The sequence below is a fragment of the Enterobacter sp. ENT03 genome (assembly GCF_019218745.1).
In the GTDB taxonomy this organism is placed as follows: Bacteria; Pseudomonadota; Gammaproteobacteria; order Enterobacterales; family Enterobacteriaceae; genus Enterobacter_D.
In genome coordinates this window covers 110,689-129,501 of sequence record NZ_JAHUXA010000008.1, presented here as the reverse complement: position 1 = coordinate 129,501, position 18,813 = coordinate 110,689, and the positions used below count along the sequence as shown (strand labels likewise).

At 57.3% G+C, this 18,813-nt stretch carries 17 protein-coding genes and 1 pseudogene; 9 read left to right on the top strand and 9 right to left on the bottom strand.

The window, feature by feature from the left end; genetic code table 11:
- Entirely contained in the window at positions 1-1,374 is a 1,374-nt protein-coding gene (locus KW828_RS12520) for an MFS transporter (protein ID WP_218336657.1), read from the bottom strand.
- 343 nt (positions 1,375-1,717) lie between these two features.
- Entirely contained in the window at positions 1,718-1,981 is a 264-nt protein-coding gene (gene rpsT, locus KW828_RS12515; RefSeq protein ID WP_002887965.1) for a 30S ribosomal protein S20, read from the bottom strand.
- Positions 1,982-2,088: 107 nt separating this feature from the next.
- Here rpsT and KW828_RS21910 point away from each other — a divergent pair.
- The 9 genes and pseudogenes from KW828_RS21910 to KW828_RS12475 all read left to right on the top strand — a co-directional run.
- A pseudogene (locus KW828_RS21910) lies at positions 2,089-2,301 on the top strand (DUF2575 domain-containing protein); the annotation flags it as partial.
- A gap of 7 nt (positions 2,302-2,308) precedes the next feature.
- On the top strand, positions 2,309-3,247 hold the full coding sequence (ribF, locus tag KW828_RS12510) for a bifunctional riboflavin kinase/FAD synthetase (RefSeq protein WP_218336656.1): 939 nt from the start codon (positions 2,309-2,311) through the stop codon (positions 3,245-3,247).
- 37 nt (positions 3,248-3,284) lie between these two features.
- Positions 3,285-6,101 carry an isoleucine--tRNA ligase gene (ileS, locus tag KW828_RS12505; RefSeq protein WP_218336655.1) on the top strand — a complete coding sequence of 939 codons (2,817 nt, stop codon included), beginning with the start codon at positions 3,285-3,287 and terminating at the stop codon, positions 6,099-6,101.
- A complete protein-coding gene (lspA, locus tag KW828_RS12500) occupies positions 6,101-6,598 on the top strand; it encodes a signal peptidase II (protein ID WP_088220738.1) in 498 nt (165 codons plus the stop codon). The genes ileS and lspA overlap by 1 nt, the downstream gene beginning before the upstream one ends.
- Positions 6,599-6,706: 108 nt before the next feature.
- Entirely contained in the window at positions 6,707-7,156 is a 450-nt protein-coding gene (fkpB, locus tag KW828_RS12495) for an FKBP-type peptidyl-prolyl cis-trans isomerase (RefSeq protein WP_088220739.1), read from the top strand.
- A gap of 1 nt (position 7,157) precedes the next feature.
- Entirely contained in the window at positions 7,158-8,108 is a 951-nt protein-coding gene (gene ispH, locus KW828_RS12490) for a 4-hydroxy-3-methylbut-2-enyl diphosphate reductase (RefSeq protein WP_072570482.1), read from the top strand.
- Positions 8,109-8,204: 96 nt separating this feature from the next.
- Positions 8,205-9,380 (top strand): nitrite reductase, encoded by a 1,176-nt coding sequence (locus KW828_RS12485; protein WP_218336654.1) that lies wholly within the window; start codon positions 8,205-8,207, stop codon positions 9,378-9,380.
- Positions 9,381-9,468: 88 nt separating this feature from the next.
- Positions 9,469-10,014, top strand: a complete 546-nt coding sequence (locus KW828_RS12480; protein ID WP_218336653.1) for a glucose-6-phosphate isomerase family protein — start codon at positions 9,469-9,471, stop codon at positions 10,012-10,014.
- Complete coding sequence (locus tag KW828_RS12475) at positions 10,007-10,789, top strand: glucose-6-phosphate isomerase family protein (RefSeq protein ID WP_218336652.1); 783 nt, start codon at positions 10,007-10,009, stop codon at positions 10,787-10,789. Before KW828_RS12480 ends, KW828_RS12475 begins: the two co-directional genes overlap by 8 nt.
- Positions 10,790-10,831: 42 nt before the next feature.
- On the opposite strand, the gene KW828_RS12470 is transcribed toward KW828_RS12475, so the two are convergent.
- The 7 genes from KW828_RS12470 to KW828_RS12440 are packed head-to-tail and all read right to left on the bottom strand — an operon-like array spanning position 10,832 to position 18,739.
- Positions 10,832-11,650, bottom strand: a complete 819-nt coding sequence (locus KW828_RS12470) for a PTS system mannose/fructose/sorbose family transporter subunit IID (RefSeq protein ID WP_218336651.1) — start codon at positions 11,648-11,650, stop codon at positions 10,832-10,834.
- Positions 11,650-12,444, bottom strand: a complete 795-nt coding sequence (locus tag KW828_RS12465; protein ID WP_218336650.1) for a PTS sugar transporter subunit IIC — start codon at positions 12,442-12,444, stop codon at positions 11,650-11,652. Before KW828_RS12465 ends, KW828_RS12470 begins: the two co-directional genes overlap by 1 nt.
- 9 nt (positions 12,445-12,453) lie before the next feature.
- Complete coding sequence (locus KW828_RS12460; RefSeq protein WP_218336649.1) at positions 12,454-12,948, bottom strand: PTS sugar transporter subunit IIB; 495 nt, start codon at positions 12,946-12,948, stop codon at positions 12,454-12,456.
- Positions 12,949-12,959: 11 nt separating this feature from the next.
- Entirely contained in the window at positions 12,960-13,388 is a 429-nt protein-coding gene (locus KW828_RS12455; RefSeq protein ID WP_218336648.1) for a PTS sugar transporter subunit IIA, read from the bottom strand.
- A 2-nt stretch (positions 13,389-13,390) separates the two neighbouring features.
- A complete protein-coding gene (locus KW828_RS12450; protein WP_218336647.1) occupies positions 13,391-15,133 on the bottom strand; it encodes a class I mannose-6-phosphate isomerase in 1,743 nt (580 codons plus the stop codon).
- Positions 15,130-17,781, bottom strand: coding sequence for a glycoside hydrolase family 38 C-terminal domain-containing protein (locus KW828_RS12445; RefSeq protein ID WP_218336646.1), 2,652 nt, complete (start codon positions 17,779-17,781; stop codon positions 15,130-15,132). Before KW828_RS12445 ends, KW828_RS12450 begins: the two co-directional genes overlap by 4 nt.
- 13 nt (positions 17,782-17,794) lie before the next feature.
- Entirely contained in the window at positions 17,795-18,739 is a 945-nt protein-coding gene (locus KW828_RS12440) for a fructose PTS transporter subunit IIA (protein WP_218336645.1), read from the bottom strand.
- Positions 18,740-18,813 lie beyond the last annotated feature (74 nt).

The following is an 18,813-nucleotide window of genomic DNA, read 5'->3' as shown; positions in this document are numbered from 1 at the left end:
TTAACGATGCGATGTTTGCAGGCTCTTCTGTATCTGAACTTCCATGGCTTCATATTTACGGAAAAACAGCAGCGGCAGGGCGGCCAGGGCGAACAGCAGAGCCGGAAGCCAGATAAATGCCCAGGCGATGCCATTGAGGCTTTCGGCGCTCTGTGTCTGATTGGGAAGATAGCCGAAGCTGTTCATCACCCATGCCGCAAAGGCCGTACCGATGCCGCTGCCCATCTTGATGCAGAAGGTACTGCCGAAGGCGATCAGGATCCCGGTGGCTTTGATGCCGGTTTTCCAGGCACCGTAATCCACGGCAAATCCCAGCATGGCGAAGGGCATCGAGCAGGCAATGCCGCTGCCGATGTTGCCGATCACCCAGGCGGCGATTAACAACGGAATGTTGTCCCCCGCCAGCCATAACAAGACGCCGCCAAGACTTGCGACGACCAGGCCGCCGATCCAGATGCCGGTTTTGCTCAGATAGCGGCTGAAAAAGGGGATAGCGATGATGAAAAAGATCTGGATGGTGGCGAGGCTGTTGATCAGCGGGACCAGATCTTTGCGGTCAAGGTTGTAGGTCAGATAGTAAACGATGGTCGTTGCCCGCTGCTGGAGAGCAATCCAGAAGATCAGATTGGCCATCACCATTAGCAGCCAGGGCCAGTTGCCTTTCATGGCGCTAAAGCTTTTCCTGACTGGTAACTTTTCTTCCTGCGAAATAGCATGACTTTGCCGCTCGCGAATATTTTTAAAAGCAAAAAGCGTCAGCCCACAGGAAATAATGGCGAAGACTGTCGCCGTTAATATAAAACCCCGTTTATCATCGCCCTGACCTAAAAAAGCGACTAATGGTAATGCGGTGGCATTCATTAGTAGTACGCCTATTTGCCCGCCGGTCATGCGATAAGAATTTAAAACCAGACGCTCTTTTGGCGATAATGTCATTAACGGTAAAATAGCGCTGAGTGGTGTATTGAGTCCGGTAAAAAGAATGCTGGCCAGCATGTACGATAGTGCTGCATATATGGCTTTTCCTGTCATGCTAATATCGGGCGACCAGAATGACAGCGCACCAAATATCGCAAACGGAAGCGGCAACCATAAAAACCATGGCCGACATTTGCCATAGCGGGAATGGGTTTTATCAATGATGATACCCCACACTGGCGCATCGATGCCGTCTACGATGCGCGCCAGCAGCAGGATGGTACCGGCAATCGCCAGACTGATACCCGCCACATCGGTGTAAAAATAAAGGATATAGGTTGAACCAAAACAATAAAGAAGATTACCTGCAACATCGAGCGAGCCATAACTTATTCGCTGGATCATGGGTAAGGTATCGGTATCATCGTGTCCGTGATTTTCAGTAGCAGAACGCATAATAACTCCTGTCATTAAACATTTTACCCAGAAATACCGCTTATATTTTCTAAGTTATAGAGAGGGGAATGTGTATCGCGACGTTAAGCTACGGCCAGGATGTGCGATGGACAATTATTATTTTTTGTTTTGCTTTTACGGGAATTTGTTTTTGGCGTTTTTTAATGGTTATGTGTTAACTGATTCACAGTTTACGGCAAGATGAAATATATTAATTTTCAGTGTGGAAGGTGCCGGCTTTTATATATTTAATTAACTTATGAGACAATAAAAAGAGGTAAATAACAGACGTAAAAAAACCCGCCTGAGCGGGTTTCTTCAACAAAGTACAACAAGCAGGCGATTAAGCCAGTTTGTTGATCTGCGCGGTCAGGTTAGCCTTATGACGCGCTGCTTTGTTTTTGTGGATCAGACCTTTAGCGGCCTGACGATCCACGATCGGTTGCATTTCGTTAAATGCTTTCTGCGCAGCTGCTTTGTCGCCAGCTTCAATCGCTGCGTATACTTTCTTAATGAAAGTACGCATCATAGAGCGACGGCTTGCGTTGTGCTTGCGTGCCTTTTCAGACTGAACGGCGCGCTTCTTAGCTGATTTGATATTAGCCAAGGTCCAACTCCCAAATATGATCTATGTGGACAATTCAAAGGCCGAGGAATATGCCCTCTTAGCCTTCTTTTGTCAATGGATTTGTGCAAATAAGCGCCGCCGCATAGCGACACTCGTTACGTGTGATGGCGCAGGATTCTACCAGCATGCCGTTCGCGAATACAGCTTTTCTGCCATAAAAATCACAGACACCCGCCAGTTTTTTCACAGGCCTTACATAAGCACAATGAAATCAACACAGCTTTCTGTTTACGAAGGCCAATCGCCGGTTAACGTTGAACGCTGTACAAGGTATACTCTGCCGATTTCCCCGTTTTTGAGCCAGACATGAAGCTGATACGCGGCATACATAATCTCAGCCAGGCCCCACACGGGTGTGTGCTGACTATTGGTAATTTCGACGGCGTGCATCGTGGTCATCAGGCCCTGATCGAGGGGCTGCGTGAAGAAGGCCGCGCACGTGGTTTACCGGTTGTGGTGATGATTTTTGAGCCGCAGCCGCTGGAGCTGTTCGCGGGCGATAAAGCGCCCGCCCGCCTGACACGCCTGCGTGACAAGCTGCGTTATCTGGCCGAATGCGGCGTGGATTACGTGCTGTGCGTGCGCTTCGACAGGCGCTTTGCTGCGCTGACGGCGCAAAACTTCGTCAGCGATTTGCTGGTCGATCGTCTCGGCGTGCAGTTCCTCGCTGTAGGGGATGATTTCCGCTATGGCGCTGGTCGTCAGGGCGATTTCTTGTTATTACAGAAGGCCGGGCTGGAGTATGGTTTTGACGTCACCAGCACGCAGACCTTCTGTCAGGGCGGCGTCCGCGTCAGCAGCACGGCGGTGCGCCAGGCGCTCGGCTGTGACGACCTCGCGCTGGCTGAAAGCCTGTTAGGGCATCCTTTTACGATCTCCGGCCGCGTGGTGCACGGCGATGCGCTGGGCCGCACCATTGGCTTCCCGACGGCGAATATCCCGCTGCGTCGCCAGGTTTCGCCGGTAAAGGGAGTCTATGCTGTTGAAGTGACAGGGCTGGGCGATAAACCCCTGCCGGGCGTGGCCAATATCGGTACACGTCCCACGGTGGCGGGTGTACGCCAGCAGCTGGAAGTCCACCTGTTAGACGTTGTAATGGACCTCTACGGACGCCATATAGATGTCATACTGCGGAAAAAAATTCGCAGTGAGCAGCGATTTGCCTCGCTGGATGAGCTCAAAGCGCAAATTGCGAAAGATGAATTAGCAGCCCGCGAATTTTTAGGGCTACAAAACCCGGCGTAACGCCAACATACGTTTTAAATACGGAACCGAGAATCTGATGAGTGACTATAAATCTACCCTGAATTTGCCGGAAACAGGGTTCCCGATGCGTGGCGATCTCGCCAAACGCGAGCCGGGAATGCTGGCGCGCTGGACCGATGATGATCTGTACGGCATCATCCGTGCGGCGAAAAAAGGCAAAAAAACCTTCATTCTGCATGATGGCCCTCCCTATGCGAATGGCAGCATTCATATTGGTCACTCGGTTAATAAGATTCTGAAAGACATTATCGTGAAGTCCAAAGGACTCACGGGCTTTGACTCGCCGTACGTGCCGGGCTGGGACTGCCACGGTCTGCCGATCGAGCTAAAAGTCGAGCAGGAATTCGGTAAGCCGGGCGAGAAGTTCACCGCCGCAGAATTCCGCGCCAAATGCCGCGAGTACGCTGCAAGTCAAGTGAATGGTCAGCGCGAAGACTTTATCCGTCTGGGCGTGCTGGGCGACTGGTCGCATCCGTACCTGACCATGGACTTCAAAACCGAAGCCAACATCATCCGTGCGCTGGGTAAAATCATCGGCAACGGTCACCTGCTGAAAGGCGCGAAGCCGGTACACTGGTGCGTTGACTGCCGCTCTGCGCTGGCTGAAGCGGAAGTGGAGTATTACGACAAAACCTCTCCGTCTATTGACGTAGCCTTCCAGGCTGTCGATCAGGACGTGGTAAAGGCTAAATTTGGCCTGCCGGGCGTCACTGGCCCGATCTCGCTGGTCATCTGGACCACCACGCCGTGGACGCTGCCTGCTAACCGTGCCATCTCCCTGTCGCCGGAATTCGATTATGCGCTGGTGCAGATTGACGGCCAGGCGCTGATCCTCGCCAAAGATCTGGTCGACAGCGTAATGAAACGCATCGGCGTCACCGACTACAGCGTACTGGGCACCGTTAACGGTGCAGAGCTGGAACTGATGCGTTTTGCGCATCCGTTTATGGGCTTTGACGTGCCGGCCATTCTTGGCGATCACGTTACCCTCGACGCGGGTACCGGTGCAGTACATACCGCCGGTGGTCACGGTCCTGACGACTACACCATCAGCCAGAAATACGGTCTGGAAATCGCTAACCCGGTTGGCCCGGACGGCACCTATCTGGCGGGCACCTTCCCGACGCTGGACGGCCTGAACGTTTTCAAAGCCAACGACACCATCGTTGAGCTGCTGCGTGAAAAAGGCGCGCTGCTGCACGTCGAAAAAATGCAGCACAGCTATCCGTGCTGCTGGCGTCACAAAACGCCGATCATCTTCCGTGCCACCCCGCAGTGGTTCATCAGCATGGATCAAAAAGGTCTGCGCACGCAGTCGCTGTCTGAGATCAAAGGCGTGCAGTGGATCCCGGACTGGGGCCAGGCGCGTATCGAATCCATGGTCGCAAACCGTCCTGACTGGTGTATCTCCCGCCAGCGTACCTGGGGCGTGCCGATGTCGCTGTTCGTGCATAAAGACACCGAAGAGTTGCACCCGCGCACCCTCGAACTGATGGAAGAAGTAGCGAAACGCGTGGAAGTTGACGGTATTCAGGCCTGGTGGGATCTCGATGCGAAAGAGATCATGGGCGATGACGCTGACAATTACGTAAAAGTGCCGGATACGCTGGACGTGTGGTTCGATTCCGGCTCCACCCATTCCTCCGTGGTGGATGTGCGTCCGGAGTTCGCCGGTCATGCGGCGGATATGTATCTGGAAGGTTCTGACCAGCATCGCGGCTGGTTCATGTCCTCCCTGATGATCTCCACCGCCATGAAAGGCAAAGCGCCGTATCGCCAGGTGCTGACCCACGGTTTCACCGTCGATGGTCAGGGCCGTAAGATGTCGAAATCTATCGGCAACACGGTTAGCCCGCAGGATGTGATGAACAAACTCGGCGCGGATATTCTGCGTCTGTGGGTGGCATCTACTGACTACACCGGCGAAATGGCGGTGTCTGATGAGATCCTCAAACGTGCTGCCGACAGCTATCGTCGTATTCGTAACACCGCGCGTTTCTTGCTGGCGAACCTGAACGGGTTTAATCCGGCAACCGACATGGTGAAACCGGAAGAGATGGTAGTGCTGGATCGCTGGGCGGTAGGTTGCGCTCAGGCGGCACAGGACGACATCCTGAAGGCCTATGAGTCATACGACTTCCACGAAGTGGTACAGCGCCTGATGCGCTTCTGCTCCGTCGAAATGGGCTCGTTCTACCTCGACATCATCAAAGATCGCCAGTACACCGCGAAAGCCGACAGCGTGGCCCGTCGCAGCTGCCAGACCGCGCTGTATCATATTGCCGAAGCGCTGGTGCGCTGGATGGCACCGATCATGTCCTTCACCGCCGATGAAATCTGGGGTTATCTGCCAGGCGATCGCGAGAAATACGTCTTTACCGGCGAATGGTATCAGGGCCTGTTTGGTCTGACAGAAACCGACGCCATGAACGACGCTTTCTGGAGCGATCTGCTGAAAGTGCGCGGCGAAGTGAACAAAGTGATCGAGCAGGCGCGTGCTGATAAGAAAGTGGGCGGTTCACTGGAAGCGGCAGTCACGCTGTACGCAGAACCTGAACTGGCGGCTAAACTGACGGCGCTGGGTGATGAATTGCGATTTGTCCTGTTGACCTCCGGGGCCGCGGTTGCCGATTATGCTACCGCGTCCGACGACGCCCAACAGAGCGAACTGCTCAAGGGACTGAAAGTGTCGCTCAGCAAAGCCGAAGGCGAAAAATGCCCGCGCTGCTGGCATTACACGACCGACGTCGGCAAGGTGGCGGAACACGCAGATATCTGCGGACGCTGTGTCAGCAACATCGCCGGTGACGGCGAAAAACGTAAGTTCGCCTGATGAGTAAACCGATCTTTTCAACAGGGCTGCGCTGGTTGTGGCTGGTAGTGGTCGTGCTGATTATCGATCTGGGCAGTAAATTCCTGATCCTCCAGAACTTTGCTCTGGGGGATACGGTATCGCTGTTCCCGTCGCTTAATCTGCATTATGCGCGTAACTATGGCGCGGCGTTCAGTTTCCTCGCCGACAGCGGCGGCTGGCAGCGTTGGTTCTTTGCCGGTATCGCCCTTGGCATTTGCGTGATCCTCATGGTCATGATGTATCGCGCAAAGGCGTCACAGAAGCTGAACAACATCGCCTATGCGCTGATCATTGGCGGCGCGCTGGGTAATCTGTTCGACCGTTTGTGGCACGGTTTTGTGGTCGACATGATCGATTTCTACGTCGGCAACTGGCATTTCGCGACCTTTAATCTGGCCGATACGGCCATTTGTATCGGCGCGGCCTTGATCGTGCTGGAAGGGTTTTTGCCTTCCCGCGAGAAAAAGCCTGCGTAACACATCGCCGGGTGGCGCTACACTTACCCGGCCTACGGTTTTGATTGTCTTTTGTAAGCCCGGTAAGCGAAGCGCCACCGGGCAACACAATAAAATAGAGCAACCCGCATGTCTGAATCGATACAGAGCAACAGCGCAGTACTGGTGCACTTCACCTTAAAGCTTGAAGATGGCTCCACTGCGGAATCCACCCGTAATAACGGCAAACCCGCGCTGTTTCGTCTGGGCGACGGGTCGCTCTCCGAAGGGCTGGAACAGCATCTGCTGGGGCTGAAAGCGGGCGATAAAAAAGCCTTCTCGCTGGAGCCGGATGCGGCTTTCGGCGTCGTCAGCCCGGATCTGATCCAGTATTTCTCCCGCCGTGAGTTTATGGACGCGGGCGAGCCGGAAATCGGCGCAATCATGTTATTTACCGCAATGGATGGCAGCGAAATGCCAGGCGTGATCCGTGAAATTAACGGCGATTCGATTACCGTGGATTTCAATCACCCGCTGGCGAACCAGACCGTCCATTTTGATATTGAAGTGCTGGAAGTCGATCCGGTACTGGAGGCATAACATGCAGATCCTGTTGGCTAACCCGCGCGGCTTCTGCGCTGGCGTAGACCGCGCTATCAGCATTGTTGAAAACGCGCTGGCGATTTACGGCGCGCCGATTTATGTGCGTCATGAAGTGGTGCACAACCGTTACGTGGTAGACAGCCTGCGTGAGCGCGGGGCGATTTTTATCGAGCAGATCAGCGAAGTGCCGGACGGCGCGATCCTGATTTTCTCCGCGCATGGCGTTTCGCAGGCCGTGCGCAACGAAGCGAAAAGCCGCGATTTAACCGTCTTCGATGCCACCTGTCCACTGGTCACCAAAGTGCATATGGAAGTGGCTCGCGCCAGCCGTCGCGGTGAAGAGTCCATTCTGATTGGCCATGCGGGTCACCCGGAAGTGGAAGGCACCATGGGGCAGTACAGCAACCCGAAAGGGGGCATGTACCTGGTGGAATCCCCTGATGACGTGTTCACGCTGAACGTTAAAGACGAAAGCAAACTGTCGTTTATGACCCAGACCACGCTCTCGGTGGACGATACCTCTGAAGTGATCGACGCCCTGCGCGTGCGCTTCCCGAAAATTGTCGGGCCGCGTAAAGACGACATTTGCTACGCCACCACCAACCGTCAGGAAGCCGTGCGTGCGCTGGCAGAGCAGGCGGATGTGGTGCTGGTGGTGGGGTCGAAAAACTCCTCCAACTCTAACCGTCTGGCGGAGCTGGCGCAGCGCATGGGTAAAGCGGCCTATCTGATTGACGATGCTGACGATATTCAGGAAGCCTGGGTCGCCAGTGCCGCCTGCGTGGGCGTCACCGCAGGCGCGTCCGCCCCGGATATTCTGGTGCAGAACGTCATCAAGCGTTTGCAGGCGCTGGGTGGCGGCGAAGCCATCCCGCTCGAAGGCCGCGAAGAGAATATCGTGTTCGAAGTACCGAAAGAGCTGCGTGTCGACGTGAAAGAAGTTCACTAACACAGACGTCATGCAGGATAAGCCAATGCCAGCCGGTGCAAACCCGCTGGCATTTTTGTGTCTGGTGCGCCGTTAAACGGGCAAGGATCAGGGTTGATGAACATAAAAAAAGGGTTGGCAGTCGTTCTGCTGCTGGTCATGGGCAAGGCCAGTGCGGCGGTGGAATTCCTGGTCTGGCAACGGCATTACAGCGGTACCGTCGCCGGTAAAACGGTGGAGGTCGATCTGCAAAACAGTAATGGCGATCTGCAGGGAAGTTATTGTTACGCCCCCTGCAATGCCAAAATAGCCAGACTGACGCTCGCCGGCCCGCTCCAGGCTGACCGCATCACGTTGCAGGAAAAAGCCGCGGATACCGTCACGGGCAACTGGGACGTAACCCAGGCGGAGGATACGTTAAAAGGGCAATGGTCTTCCCCGGATGGCAAGCGGCACTATCCCGTGCTGCTCACGAGGATTAAAGCCAAAAACGAACCCGACATCGATCTGGTGCTGGTGGCCGATGCGCTGCCGGAGAAGACCGGCGACTGCGGCGAACCGCCCACCGTCACCGGCATTAAGCTTTTTCAGCACGGAAAACTGCTCCAGCAGTTAACAACAGAATCGCACGGCACCTGTCAGATCTACCTACCGGAATGGCGGGATGTCAATTTCGATGGCAATGCCGATCTGATGATCGCGCAATATCTGCCGGCAGGCCCCAACATCCCCCAGCAGACCTGGCTGTATGATGCCGACAAAAAAATCTGGGTAGATGCGCCTGCCGCCTTTCAGGAGATCACCTCCCCCGAGATTGATACGCAGCATCAGCAGATCATCAGCTTCTGGCGCAGCAGTTGCTGTAGCCATGGCATTGATGTCTACCGCTGGCAGGGAAACGACGTGGTGCTGGTTGACCGCGCGGAGAGCTACCAGCAGCCCGTGCTGGATAAGAGCGCTTACCTGGCCTGCTATGTGATACCGGATTATCAGGACGGGCGTATCGTCTATCCCGTCACGCGGAAAAACGGGCAACTGAGCCGCTTTGCCGTGGATAAAGAGGTATGCGAAACGCTCGCCACTACCGAACGATTACAGACGGTGATCCAGACTGGCAATAACGCAGAGGTGCTGCCGATCGCGTGGGTAAAACAAGCCGATCGTTACTGCCCGCAAGTGCCTTTCCTGGACGGCAATAAAATCACTAACCTCGTGGTAAATGATGAGAAAGCCGAAAATATCTGCCTCAGCGAAGAGGTGCACCGGGCGATGAACGCCCCCGCGCAACCCTGAGCGTGCCGCAGATGTGATTTTACCGACATAAGTTAATCGATTAACCTGCTAAGGTTACTGGGTTGTTCTCCTCGGGCCGGAGATAACCATGAAACCTTCTTTACCTTTGCCACCCCAGGTGGCATGGGCTACTGGCGCACTAGCCAATGGCCCACGCACGCGTAAAACTACCTGTCTTCACCAACTGGCGGGCGTATTCGCCGATACGCTCGCTTTTCGTCAGTGCGATCCTGAGCTGTGCGTGTATGACGTGGAGATGTTTGATTCTCCCGCCGCCGACGGCGCGCTGTTCGTCGGCGTCACGCATCTCTACCCCGGCAAGGTGGGCAATGAATACTTTATGACGCGCGGGCATTTTCACCAGCGCCGCGAGCAGGGCGAAGTCTATTTTGGGCTGCGCGGCAGCGGCGTGCTGTTGCTGCAAAATGAACAGGGCGAAGCGCGACTGGAGCCTGTTACACCCGGTTCGGTGCACATCATTCCCGGCTTCACCGCACATCGACTGATCAACACCGGCCCGGAAACCCTCTCGGCGCTGGCGGTATGGCCGAGCAGCGCCGGGCACGATTACGCCGCGCTCAGCAGCGGTTTTGCACTGCGCATCACCGATGAAAACGAGGTGCCTCATGGCTGAACCGCGTTTTGATTTTGGGCTGGATATGACGATCCATCGCCAGCCGCTGGGCTTCAGCTATGGTGAGGACGTGATTGGCCCGCTGGCGGAGATCCGCACGCTGGATCAGATCCGTGCATCACTGCGCGATCCGCACTGTAGCGGCCCAAACGAGGTCTACGCCATTGCGATGGATGTCGCACGCATCGAGGATCGTGACGAGCTGAAAAAACGCATGCTGCTGTTCGGTGTGGTGACTTACGCCGCCGGGCAACTGGGTGACGAGCCGGTGCGCAGCCAGGGGCACGTACACCGTATCAGCCAGCACAGCGGCTGGTCGCCGCCGGAGCTGTATGAAATCTGGCAGGGCAGGGCGATTATCTATATGCAGGAATATGTGGCAGACGATCCGGGACGCTGCTTTGCGGTGATCGCCGGTGCTGGCGAGAAAGTGCTGGTGCCGCCAGGCTGGGGACATGCCACCATTTCTGCCAGCCCGGATGAGCCTTTAACCTTCGCCGCGTGGTGCGATCGGGAATACGGTTTCGAGTACGACGCGGTGCGGGCGCACAAGGGACTGGCATGGTATCCGCTGATACAGGAAAAACAGATCGTCTGGCAGCATAACCCGCACTACGCGCCGGGGCGCTTACAGGCGATCACCCCCCGGCGCTACAGCGAATTCGGCATTACCTGTGCGCCAATCTATCAGCAGTTTATTGACGATCCGGCGCGCTTCCAGTTTATCTCCCGCCCGGATAAAGCCGCAGATCGGTGGCGGGATTTCCATCCGTGATAACATCCCCGGCCGGGTGACCGCAGCGCCACCCGGCACACGTTATCCCGCAAATACCCCGCTCACGACACCGGCTGCCGCCAGCGCCAGCAACAGCAGCATCGCTTTGACCGGCGACACGCCGCGTTTCGCCATCAGATACCAGGTACCGAGTACCACGACCAGCGGCAACAGTTGCGGGAATATGCCGTCCAGCATCTGCTGCACGTGAATATTCACCCCGTCCTGGGTGATGAACGCAAGCCCGGTGCCGAGCTTAACGTAGCTCGCCGCCACGCCGCCCATCACGAATACTCCCAGCAGCGACAGCGCTTCCCGCAGGCGGGTAGATTTACTGCTCACCAGCATCTCCACCGAGCCGGAACCCATTTTGTAGCCTTTTAAAAACAGGAACCACGAGCCGGGAATGATGATCGCAAGCCACGCCACGGCATAAAACAGCGGCCCAAGAGCGCTGCCGCCCGCCGCCAGCGCCATACCGATACTCAACAGTATCGGGATCAACATGCCGGGGATCATCGAATCGCCGATGCCCGCCACCGGCCCCATCAGGCCGACTTTCAGCGTGTTGATCATGTCGCCGTCAATGGGTTCGCCGTTGGCTTTTTTCTCCTCCAGCCCCAGCACCATACCGTTGACGATGGCCCCTAACTGCGGCTCGGTATTATAAAACGACGTGTGGCGGCGCAGCATTTCCTGGCGCTCGGCGGCATCCGGGTAGAGCTTTTTCGCCACCGGTAACAGACTCAGGCAGAAGCCGAAGGACTCCAGGCGCTCAAAGCTCATCGACGACAGATTGTGCATCATCCACGCTCGCCAGCAGCGGCGCAGATCGGATCGGGTAAGGGTGCGGTTTTCCATCAGAATTCATCCTCATCATCAACCGGCGCTACGGCTACGGGCTGCGCGGGTTCCGGTTTGTAGTTGTAGTGGATCAGCGCCAGCAGCGCACCGACGATCACCAGCGCGACCATATTGAGTTTTAAAAAGACGATGCAGACGAAACCGACCAGAAAGTAGATCAACATGCTGTAGTTTTTGATGATCTGCTTAAGCAGAATGGCGATCCCCACCGCCGGCAGAATACCGCCCAGCACGTTCATGCTGGAAAGTACGACTTTCGGCAGGCTATCCATAAACTCGCTGATGTACTGCGCGCCAAAATAGACGGCAACAAAGGTTGGCACGAAGCGGAGAACAAAGTTTGTCGCCTGCGGCCAGAGGGCGCTGTTAAGCCACAGACCGCGCTCGTCACCGCGCTCCAGCGCCACATCCGCCCGGTGATTCCAGAAGGAGTTCAGCACCATCATGGCGTTAAACAAAATCGTCCCGGCGATGCCGATGGTCGCCGCCAGCGCCACCGCCACTTCCGGTCCCTGACCGGAAAGAATGCCCAGTGCAATTGCCGGAAAGGCCACAAAATTCAGATCGGCGGGCATCGAGCCGCCCGGCGTCACCATGGCGATATACACCGCCTGTACCGCCACGCCGATGATAATGCCGGTTTTCATATCGCCCAGGATCAGCCCCACCAGCATCCCGGACACCAGTGGACGGGTGATCAAATACCAGCCGCCGGTTAAGCCCAGCAACCACGGGCTGCTCAACGCCCCCAGGTAGCACAGCAGGCCGATCAATATCGCGTCGATAAACATACAGTCCCCCTATTTCAGTTTCTGGCGTGCGTCCTGCCAGCGATAGCTGTTGGCATCCGGCACCAGACGAAACTCAATCAGGTGCCCCTGCGCGGTCAGCCAGTCAAAAGCGGCGATCTCATCGGCGTTGACCGACTGATTCGGGCCGATGGTGGTGGTATCCGCGCGGGCGCTCATCGGCCCGACGTTGATTTTGCCGTTGGCGTTTTGCAGGTTGATCCCGGCCAGCGCAAGGCGTTGCAGCGTGACCGGGGATTTACCGATCACGAAGTAACGTTTCTCGCTGGCGATGACCTTCGGCAGTTTTTCTATCGCCGTCGCGGTATCGAACAACCACACTTTGATGTCCTGAACTGCGCCTTTCATCACCGAGGAAAGCAGCGGATCGGCCGCGACGGCATCATCAATGGCGATAATGCCATCGCAGGGCAGCTCTTTGGCCCAGCGTGTGACGAGCTGCCCGTGAATGACGCGATCGTCAATACGCACAAAAGAAAGACTCATAGCAGGCTCCTTTAAAAATCATCGGATGGTTCATAAGTGACAGGGACGGCTTTGATAAGCGTCGGCAGCGTCAGTGCCAGCAGCCGATCCGCCGCGCGGTGAACATCGGTAAACTCACTTATCTCCTCGCTTTGCAGCAGCATGGGAAAATTCACCCCGGCCAGCACCGCCACCGGCGGCGTAGTCTGCGGGGAGAAGGCGTACTGGCAGGCCACGTTCCATGGCGTACCGCTTTGCAGATCGCACAGCACCAGCACGCCGTCGGCGTACTTCCCGGCGCGGGCCATCTCGTGTGCAAAATCATGCTTAAAACCCTCGATCCCCGCCTGCTCGCTGAGCGTGACGCAGTAAACCTGTGGCAGCTCGCCGTACACCATCCGGGCGCTCTCCAGAAAAGCACCCGCCAGCGGGCCATGCGTGGCAACTATTATCGTGATCATGTTTACCCCCTTACCCAGGCTTTGAGCGTGGCGAGCGGCTGCCCGTCGCTGTCGCCGACCGGCGAAATGCGGTACTCGCCGACGGCGGCGGGAATAATGAACGTTTCGGCGTAATGCACCACGAAAGGCGCAAAAGCGCCGCTTGGGCTGTCGACAACCGCTTGTGCGCCTTCCACCAGATTGAGAACGTTAACGCCGCCATCGGTGTGATGGAGGACCGGCGCGGTAAACCAGTGGCGGCGGGTTTCGATAAACTCCCGCTCATGCAGTCCGGTGCGCTCCTCGCGCCAGCCATCGCCTTCGGCAAGCGGTTCGATACGATTCACCAGATGGTCATGCACCCACGCGGTATCGCGCTGCCAGTCGATCACCTGCGCGCCATGATGCAGATGCACCGGGCGCGGCAGGCCGTCCATCCCCACACGATCCCAGTCCCACAGCTTGAAGGTGAAAATATAAGGCGTGGCGCTGACTTCCAGCACCATGGTTCCCGCGCCGGAGCAGTGCACCGTTCCGGCCGGGATCAGAAAGTGATCGTGCTTGCGTGCCGGGATCTGATTGATAAACCGGGCGTCGTCGAAGCGTTTCTCCCCCCGGCTGGCGGCGTGCAAATCGTCCAGCATCGCCTGCGGATCCGTGCCCGTTTTCGTGCCGAGATAGACCACCGCCTCCGGCGTGGCGTCCAGAATGTAGTAACTCTCGTCCTGGGTGTAATGCATGCCAAACTGCTGCTGGATGTATTCGGTCAGCGGATGCACCTGCAAACTCAGATGCTGACCGCCGATGGTGTCGAGAAAATCAAAGCGGATCGGGAACTCTGCGCCAAAGCGGGCGTGAACTTTCTCGCCAAGCAGCGCGCGGGGTTGCAGCAGCACCAGATCCTGAGCGGGGATCTCGATCCGCACATCGCCAAACCGTAGCAACAGGCTGTTTTCCTCGGGCACGCAGTCAAAACACCAGGCATAGTTTGGTTTTGTGGGATCGAGATCGAATTGCTGTTTCATCCACTGGCCGCCCCACACGCCAGGGTCAAAAAAGGGCATCACGCGAAACGGCTGCTGCGTGGTCTGCGTAAGCCCGGCACGCAACGCCTCGCCGCTGACCAGCGCCGGGGCATCGCCTGTGGTGGTGTCGAGCAGATAATCGGCGCGTTTGAGCAACGGCGTTTTGTGACGGTCGAACACCCGCCATTCAATAAAAAAGGCGCGTTTGTAGCGGCGCAGAATGTCCTCATCGTGATTATCCACGCCCCAGTTGCCCAGCTCACCGCTGCGCATGCGCTGCTGAATTTCCCAGCGCGGCAGATCGGCGTACACCAGCACATCGCCAGGGTGCACCAGCGCCGCGCCGGGGCCATAGATCACCGTCAGCCCGTCACGGGCTTCGCTCACCTGCTTGCGCAGCGCCTGGAGTTTTTCGCTATCAAAGAATTCCACCAGCTGGTGGCAGGAGAGCACGCCAAACACCCGGTCGTCCGTCAGATGGCGCGCCAGCAGATCGTGCAGGGCCTGCGCATCCCGGCGGGCGCTCTCCACGTTAATCACCCGCGTGGCGTTAAGCGCCGGCAGCAAGGTTTCTTCCAGCTCGCGCAGCCGCACGCCGGGATAACAGTCGATCACCAGCACGCCGTCTGTCGGGCAACTGGCATTCAACGCCTCCGCGATGCTCGCCCGGCCCGACCAAGCCTGATGGTCATAGCCGTGTACGCGCACTTCCGGGTACTTCTCATAGGTCGGGCCGGTCATTGTTGTTCTCCTGTGATAATCGCCAGCGTCAGGTAATCGCCGGGGGCGATTGCCACGTCATCCCGCCACGCCGTGCGCTGGGTTTCATTTAATGACAGCTGATAAATCCGGCTGCCCGGCGGAACAGTCAGTGAACCGCTTTCTGGCTGCGGCGTGGGGTTAAACAGCCGTAGCAGGGTTTCACCGGCGCGCGTGCCGGGGCGGCACATGCTGAGGAACAGCCGCGGGTTGTCGCAGGCGATGAGCTCTGCCTGCGGCGGCAGGCCGTGGGGCGCAATCGGCAGGGTGAAGCGTTCCAGGCGCTCCTCAAAGGTATTGAGTTTTTGCAGCTGATAGGTAAGGGAGTGCTCGCGGTAAGTTTTACAGGCACTGAAAATCGCCGCCGCATCCTGCGGCCCATCCAGCAGCAGCGCATAGTCGAACGCCATTTCCTGCAACATTTGCGCATCCGGCGTTTCAACGACTTTGTTGTTGATGCCGGACGCCCGGCCAGGCCGCCACAGGGTATCGTCTTTACCGAGCAGGCCGACGCTGCGAAACAGCGTCAGGGCCAGGGTATCGCTCTCCGGCAGCACTTCGTACTCTTTAATGCCTTTGGTCATCACGCCGAAAAAGTGCTGTTCATATTGCAAATAGACCACGTTTTCCAGCGTGTAGATCGGCATCGGTTTTTCCACAAAACCCTGCTCGCGCCAGTGTGCAACGTAAGGGTTCACTGTTTCGCGGCGCAGCACGCTGAACCCCTGATCGGCCCAGGAATATCTGGGTTGCTGCACCGGGGTTTTCAGATGCACCCGGAAACGGTGCTCGGTGGCGGCGTTGATCAGCTGATGATGCACGCGCACAAAACCTTCGCCGTCGCGCAGCTCCAGCGTGGTGGCAATGGCCATTTTTTGGCGGGCGATCCCCGCCTGGCGTTCCGCCATGTTCGCTGGCAAGAGCAGTGACGAACGCAACGTCAGGCGCGATAGTGGCGCGCTGGTTTCACAGGTGACAAAGAGGAATTCGCGACAGGTTAGCGGCTGCTCCTCTGCCAGCGGCGCGAAGTCGAATTCATCGCCGTCGTCGCCGCAATCGACAAAGGTTAAGAAATCTTCCACGCGCTGGCCGGTCTGTTTGTTCTCCAGCGTCAGCACGCCACCGGCAAGGCTGATGCGGTAACGGGCGTTCTCAATCACCGGTACCTCGCATCGCGACAGCCATGCGCAGGCCCGCTTTTCCTCCACCCGCAGGGTCTGATACCCCAGCCCCGGCAGCGACGGCGGGCGAAACAGGATCTCACTGCGGTAGTAGTCAGCCACCGGTTCAAGCTTTTCCCCTGCAGCAGTGACGATCACCACCTGGCCGCCGGACAGTTTTTCCTGTTGCAGCACGGTGGTTTCCACTGTCACGCCGTTATGCGTCAGGGTGAAGTCGGTTTTTTGCGTGAAGATCACCGCACGGATAAACGAGGGCAGCGGGCTAATGTCGCAGTTAAACACCACCAGCAGATGCGCATCCTCCAGCTGGCGGGCAATCTGCGTGCTGATCTTTTTCTTCAGCACGTTAAGCAGACTCAGCGCTGAGCGCTCGACGCTGATCAGCCGGTTTTTGATGTTCTGATTCACCGCATCGGCGTTGGTAGCCTCGATGCCGTTATGGGCGTGAGCGGCGAACAGCGTTTTCCACATGCTGTCGATAACCGGCTGCGGGTAGGTCACGCCGAGGTGCGAGGCGAGGGCCATCAGCGGCTCCAGCTGATCAATCAGCAGATGTTCCGTCTGCCAGGTCTGGCGTTTGATGTCGTAGCGCGTGGAGTGACAGGTGCGGTGAATGCGCGATTTCTGGCAGGCCACCAGCTCGCCGTCAATAACGTTGCTGAAGGGCGCGTCGGCCCAGGCGTCGCGCAGATAACTTTCGTAATCGGTCAGGCGGAAGTGATACGGCATATCCAGCGCATTCAGCGCTTTTACCGTCTGCGGGAACTGCGCGTTGACCAGCACCTGATCGCCCCCGGCAGGCAGCAGCAGTTTGTCAGTGCTGCGGTTGAGATCGGTTAAGCGCGCCAGGATCGGCAGCAGCCGCTGCTGAAGGTATTCCGGGTCGCTGGACAAGAATTTCCCCGGCCCGTAGCCGAAGTACAGGCAACAGGCAGGCAGCGTTTTTTGATTCGGCGCGCGCCACAGAAAATTCAGATCGCCGTTAAGCTGGTCGGTATACACGCCGCGCTGCAATACCGCGTAGTCGATCCCCAGATCGCCGAAAATCGCCGGTAAATAGGCATGTTGCCCGAAAATATCCGGCAGATAACCGATGTTCATGGAATGCCCGAAGCGCTGTGCCGTCGCCATGCCGTACTGCAAATTGCGGATCAGGGACTCGGTGCGGATCAGCAGGGAATCGCACTGCGTGTACCACGGACCAACAAACAGCCGCCGCTGGCTAATGAGCGCCTCCAGCCGCGGGGCGTTTTCCGGGCGCACCTGTAAATAGTCGTCCAGTACCACCGCCAGCCCGTCAAAGGTGAAGGAGGGGAATGTCGGATCGCGCTCCAGCAGGTCGATGAGATAATCCATATTCTCCACCAGCAGAATATGGGAGTCTTCGCAGGTGAAATACCATTCCGCATCCCAGTGGCAGTGCGCGACCACGTAAACGTCTTTTTTCATCGTTCTCTCTCTGCTATTCAATGTGCATTTTTCCGGCGCGGATCAGCGCATAGCGCACGAAGATGTTGGCGAAGGCGATAAATGCCACCCCCGCCACCATGCCGGACAGGTAGGCGGGCAGGTTCTGCACCAGCGGCCAGCCCCAGATGGCGGGCAGCGGATACCACTGCACCGATCCCAGGGTGATGGCGGTCAGCGCGCCGATCACCGCTCCCGTGATGTTGATAGAAATGGTGATCAGCGGGTTTTTCAGCATGAAGGGGATCGCCCCTTCGCCGATGGCGAGAAAACCGAGGATCAACGAGGTGGTGCCGGTGATGCGCTGGTTTTCATCGAACACGCGCTGACGGACGATAAGGCGGTCGAGCAGCGTTGCCAGCCCGATACCAATGGGCGGGATCACGATCCCCAGCACGCGGGCGGTCAGAGGAAAGATATGATCGGCAGCGAGGCCAATGGCGATCGCCCCGGCGGATTTATTGACCGGCCCGCCGAGATCAAAGGCGGTGAGGGAGGCGATGATCGCCGCCAGCATCAGCGTACTGCTGCTGCCGTGCGCCACGATCATCTGCTCATCCATCAGCGACAGGCTGAGGGTGGAGAGCAGGCGCAGATGCCCGGCGTCATCGCCGAATGGCACCGCCAGCAAAAAGATCAGCTCCACCTGATCTTCACCGTCCAGGGTGGGCCAGTCGCACACCGGCTGGGTCACGCGCGCCACCGCAAAGGCGGGGCGGGCAACCACGGCAGATTTACCGTGAGGAATGGCGACGCCCTGTTCAAAGCCGGTTTCCGACAGCTTTTCCCGCTGCCAGACCGCCTCCAGAAATGCCGCTTTGTCGCTGACGTTGCCTTCTTCATACAAACGCTGGCACAGCCGATCCAGAATGGTCGCCCGATCGCGCCATGGCTGATCCAGCAGGATCAAGCGCTCAGATGTGATACTGCGTAATGACATAACCCCTCCCCATCAATGACGTCCGTGCCTTGCTGCGCGGGTGATCGTTAATCAGGTTAATCGATTAACTTGAA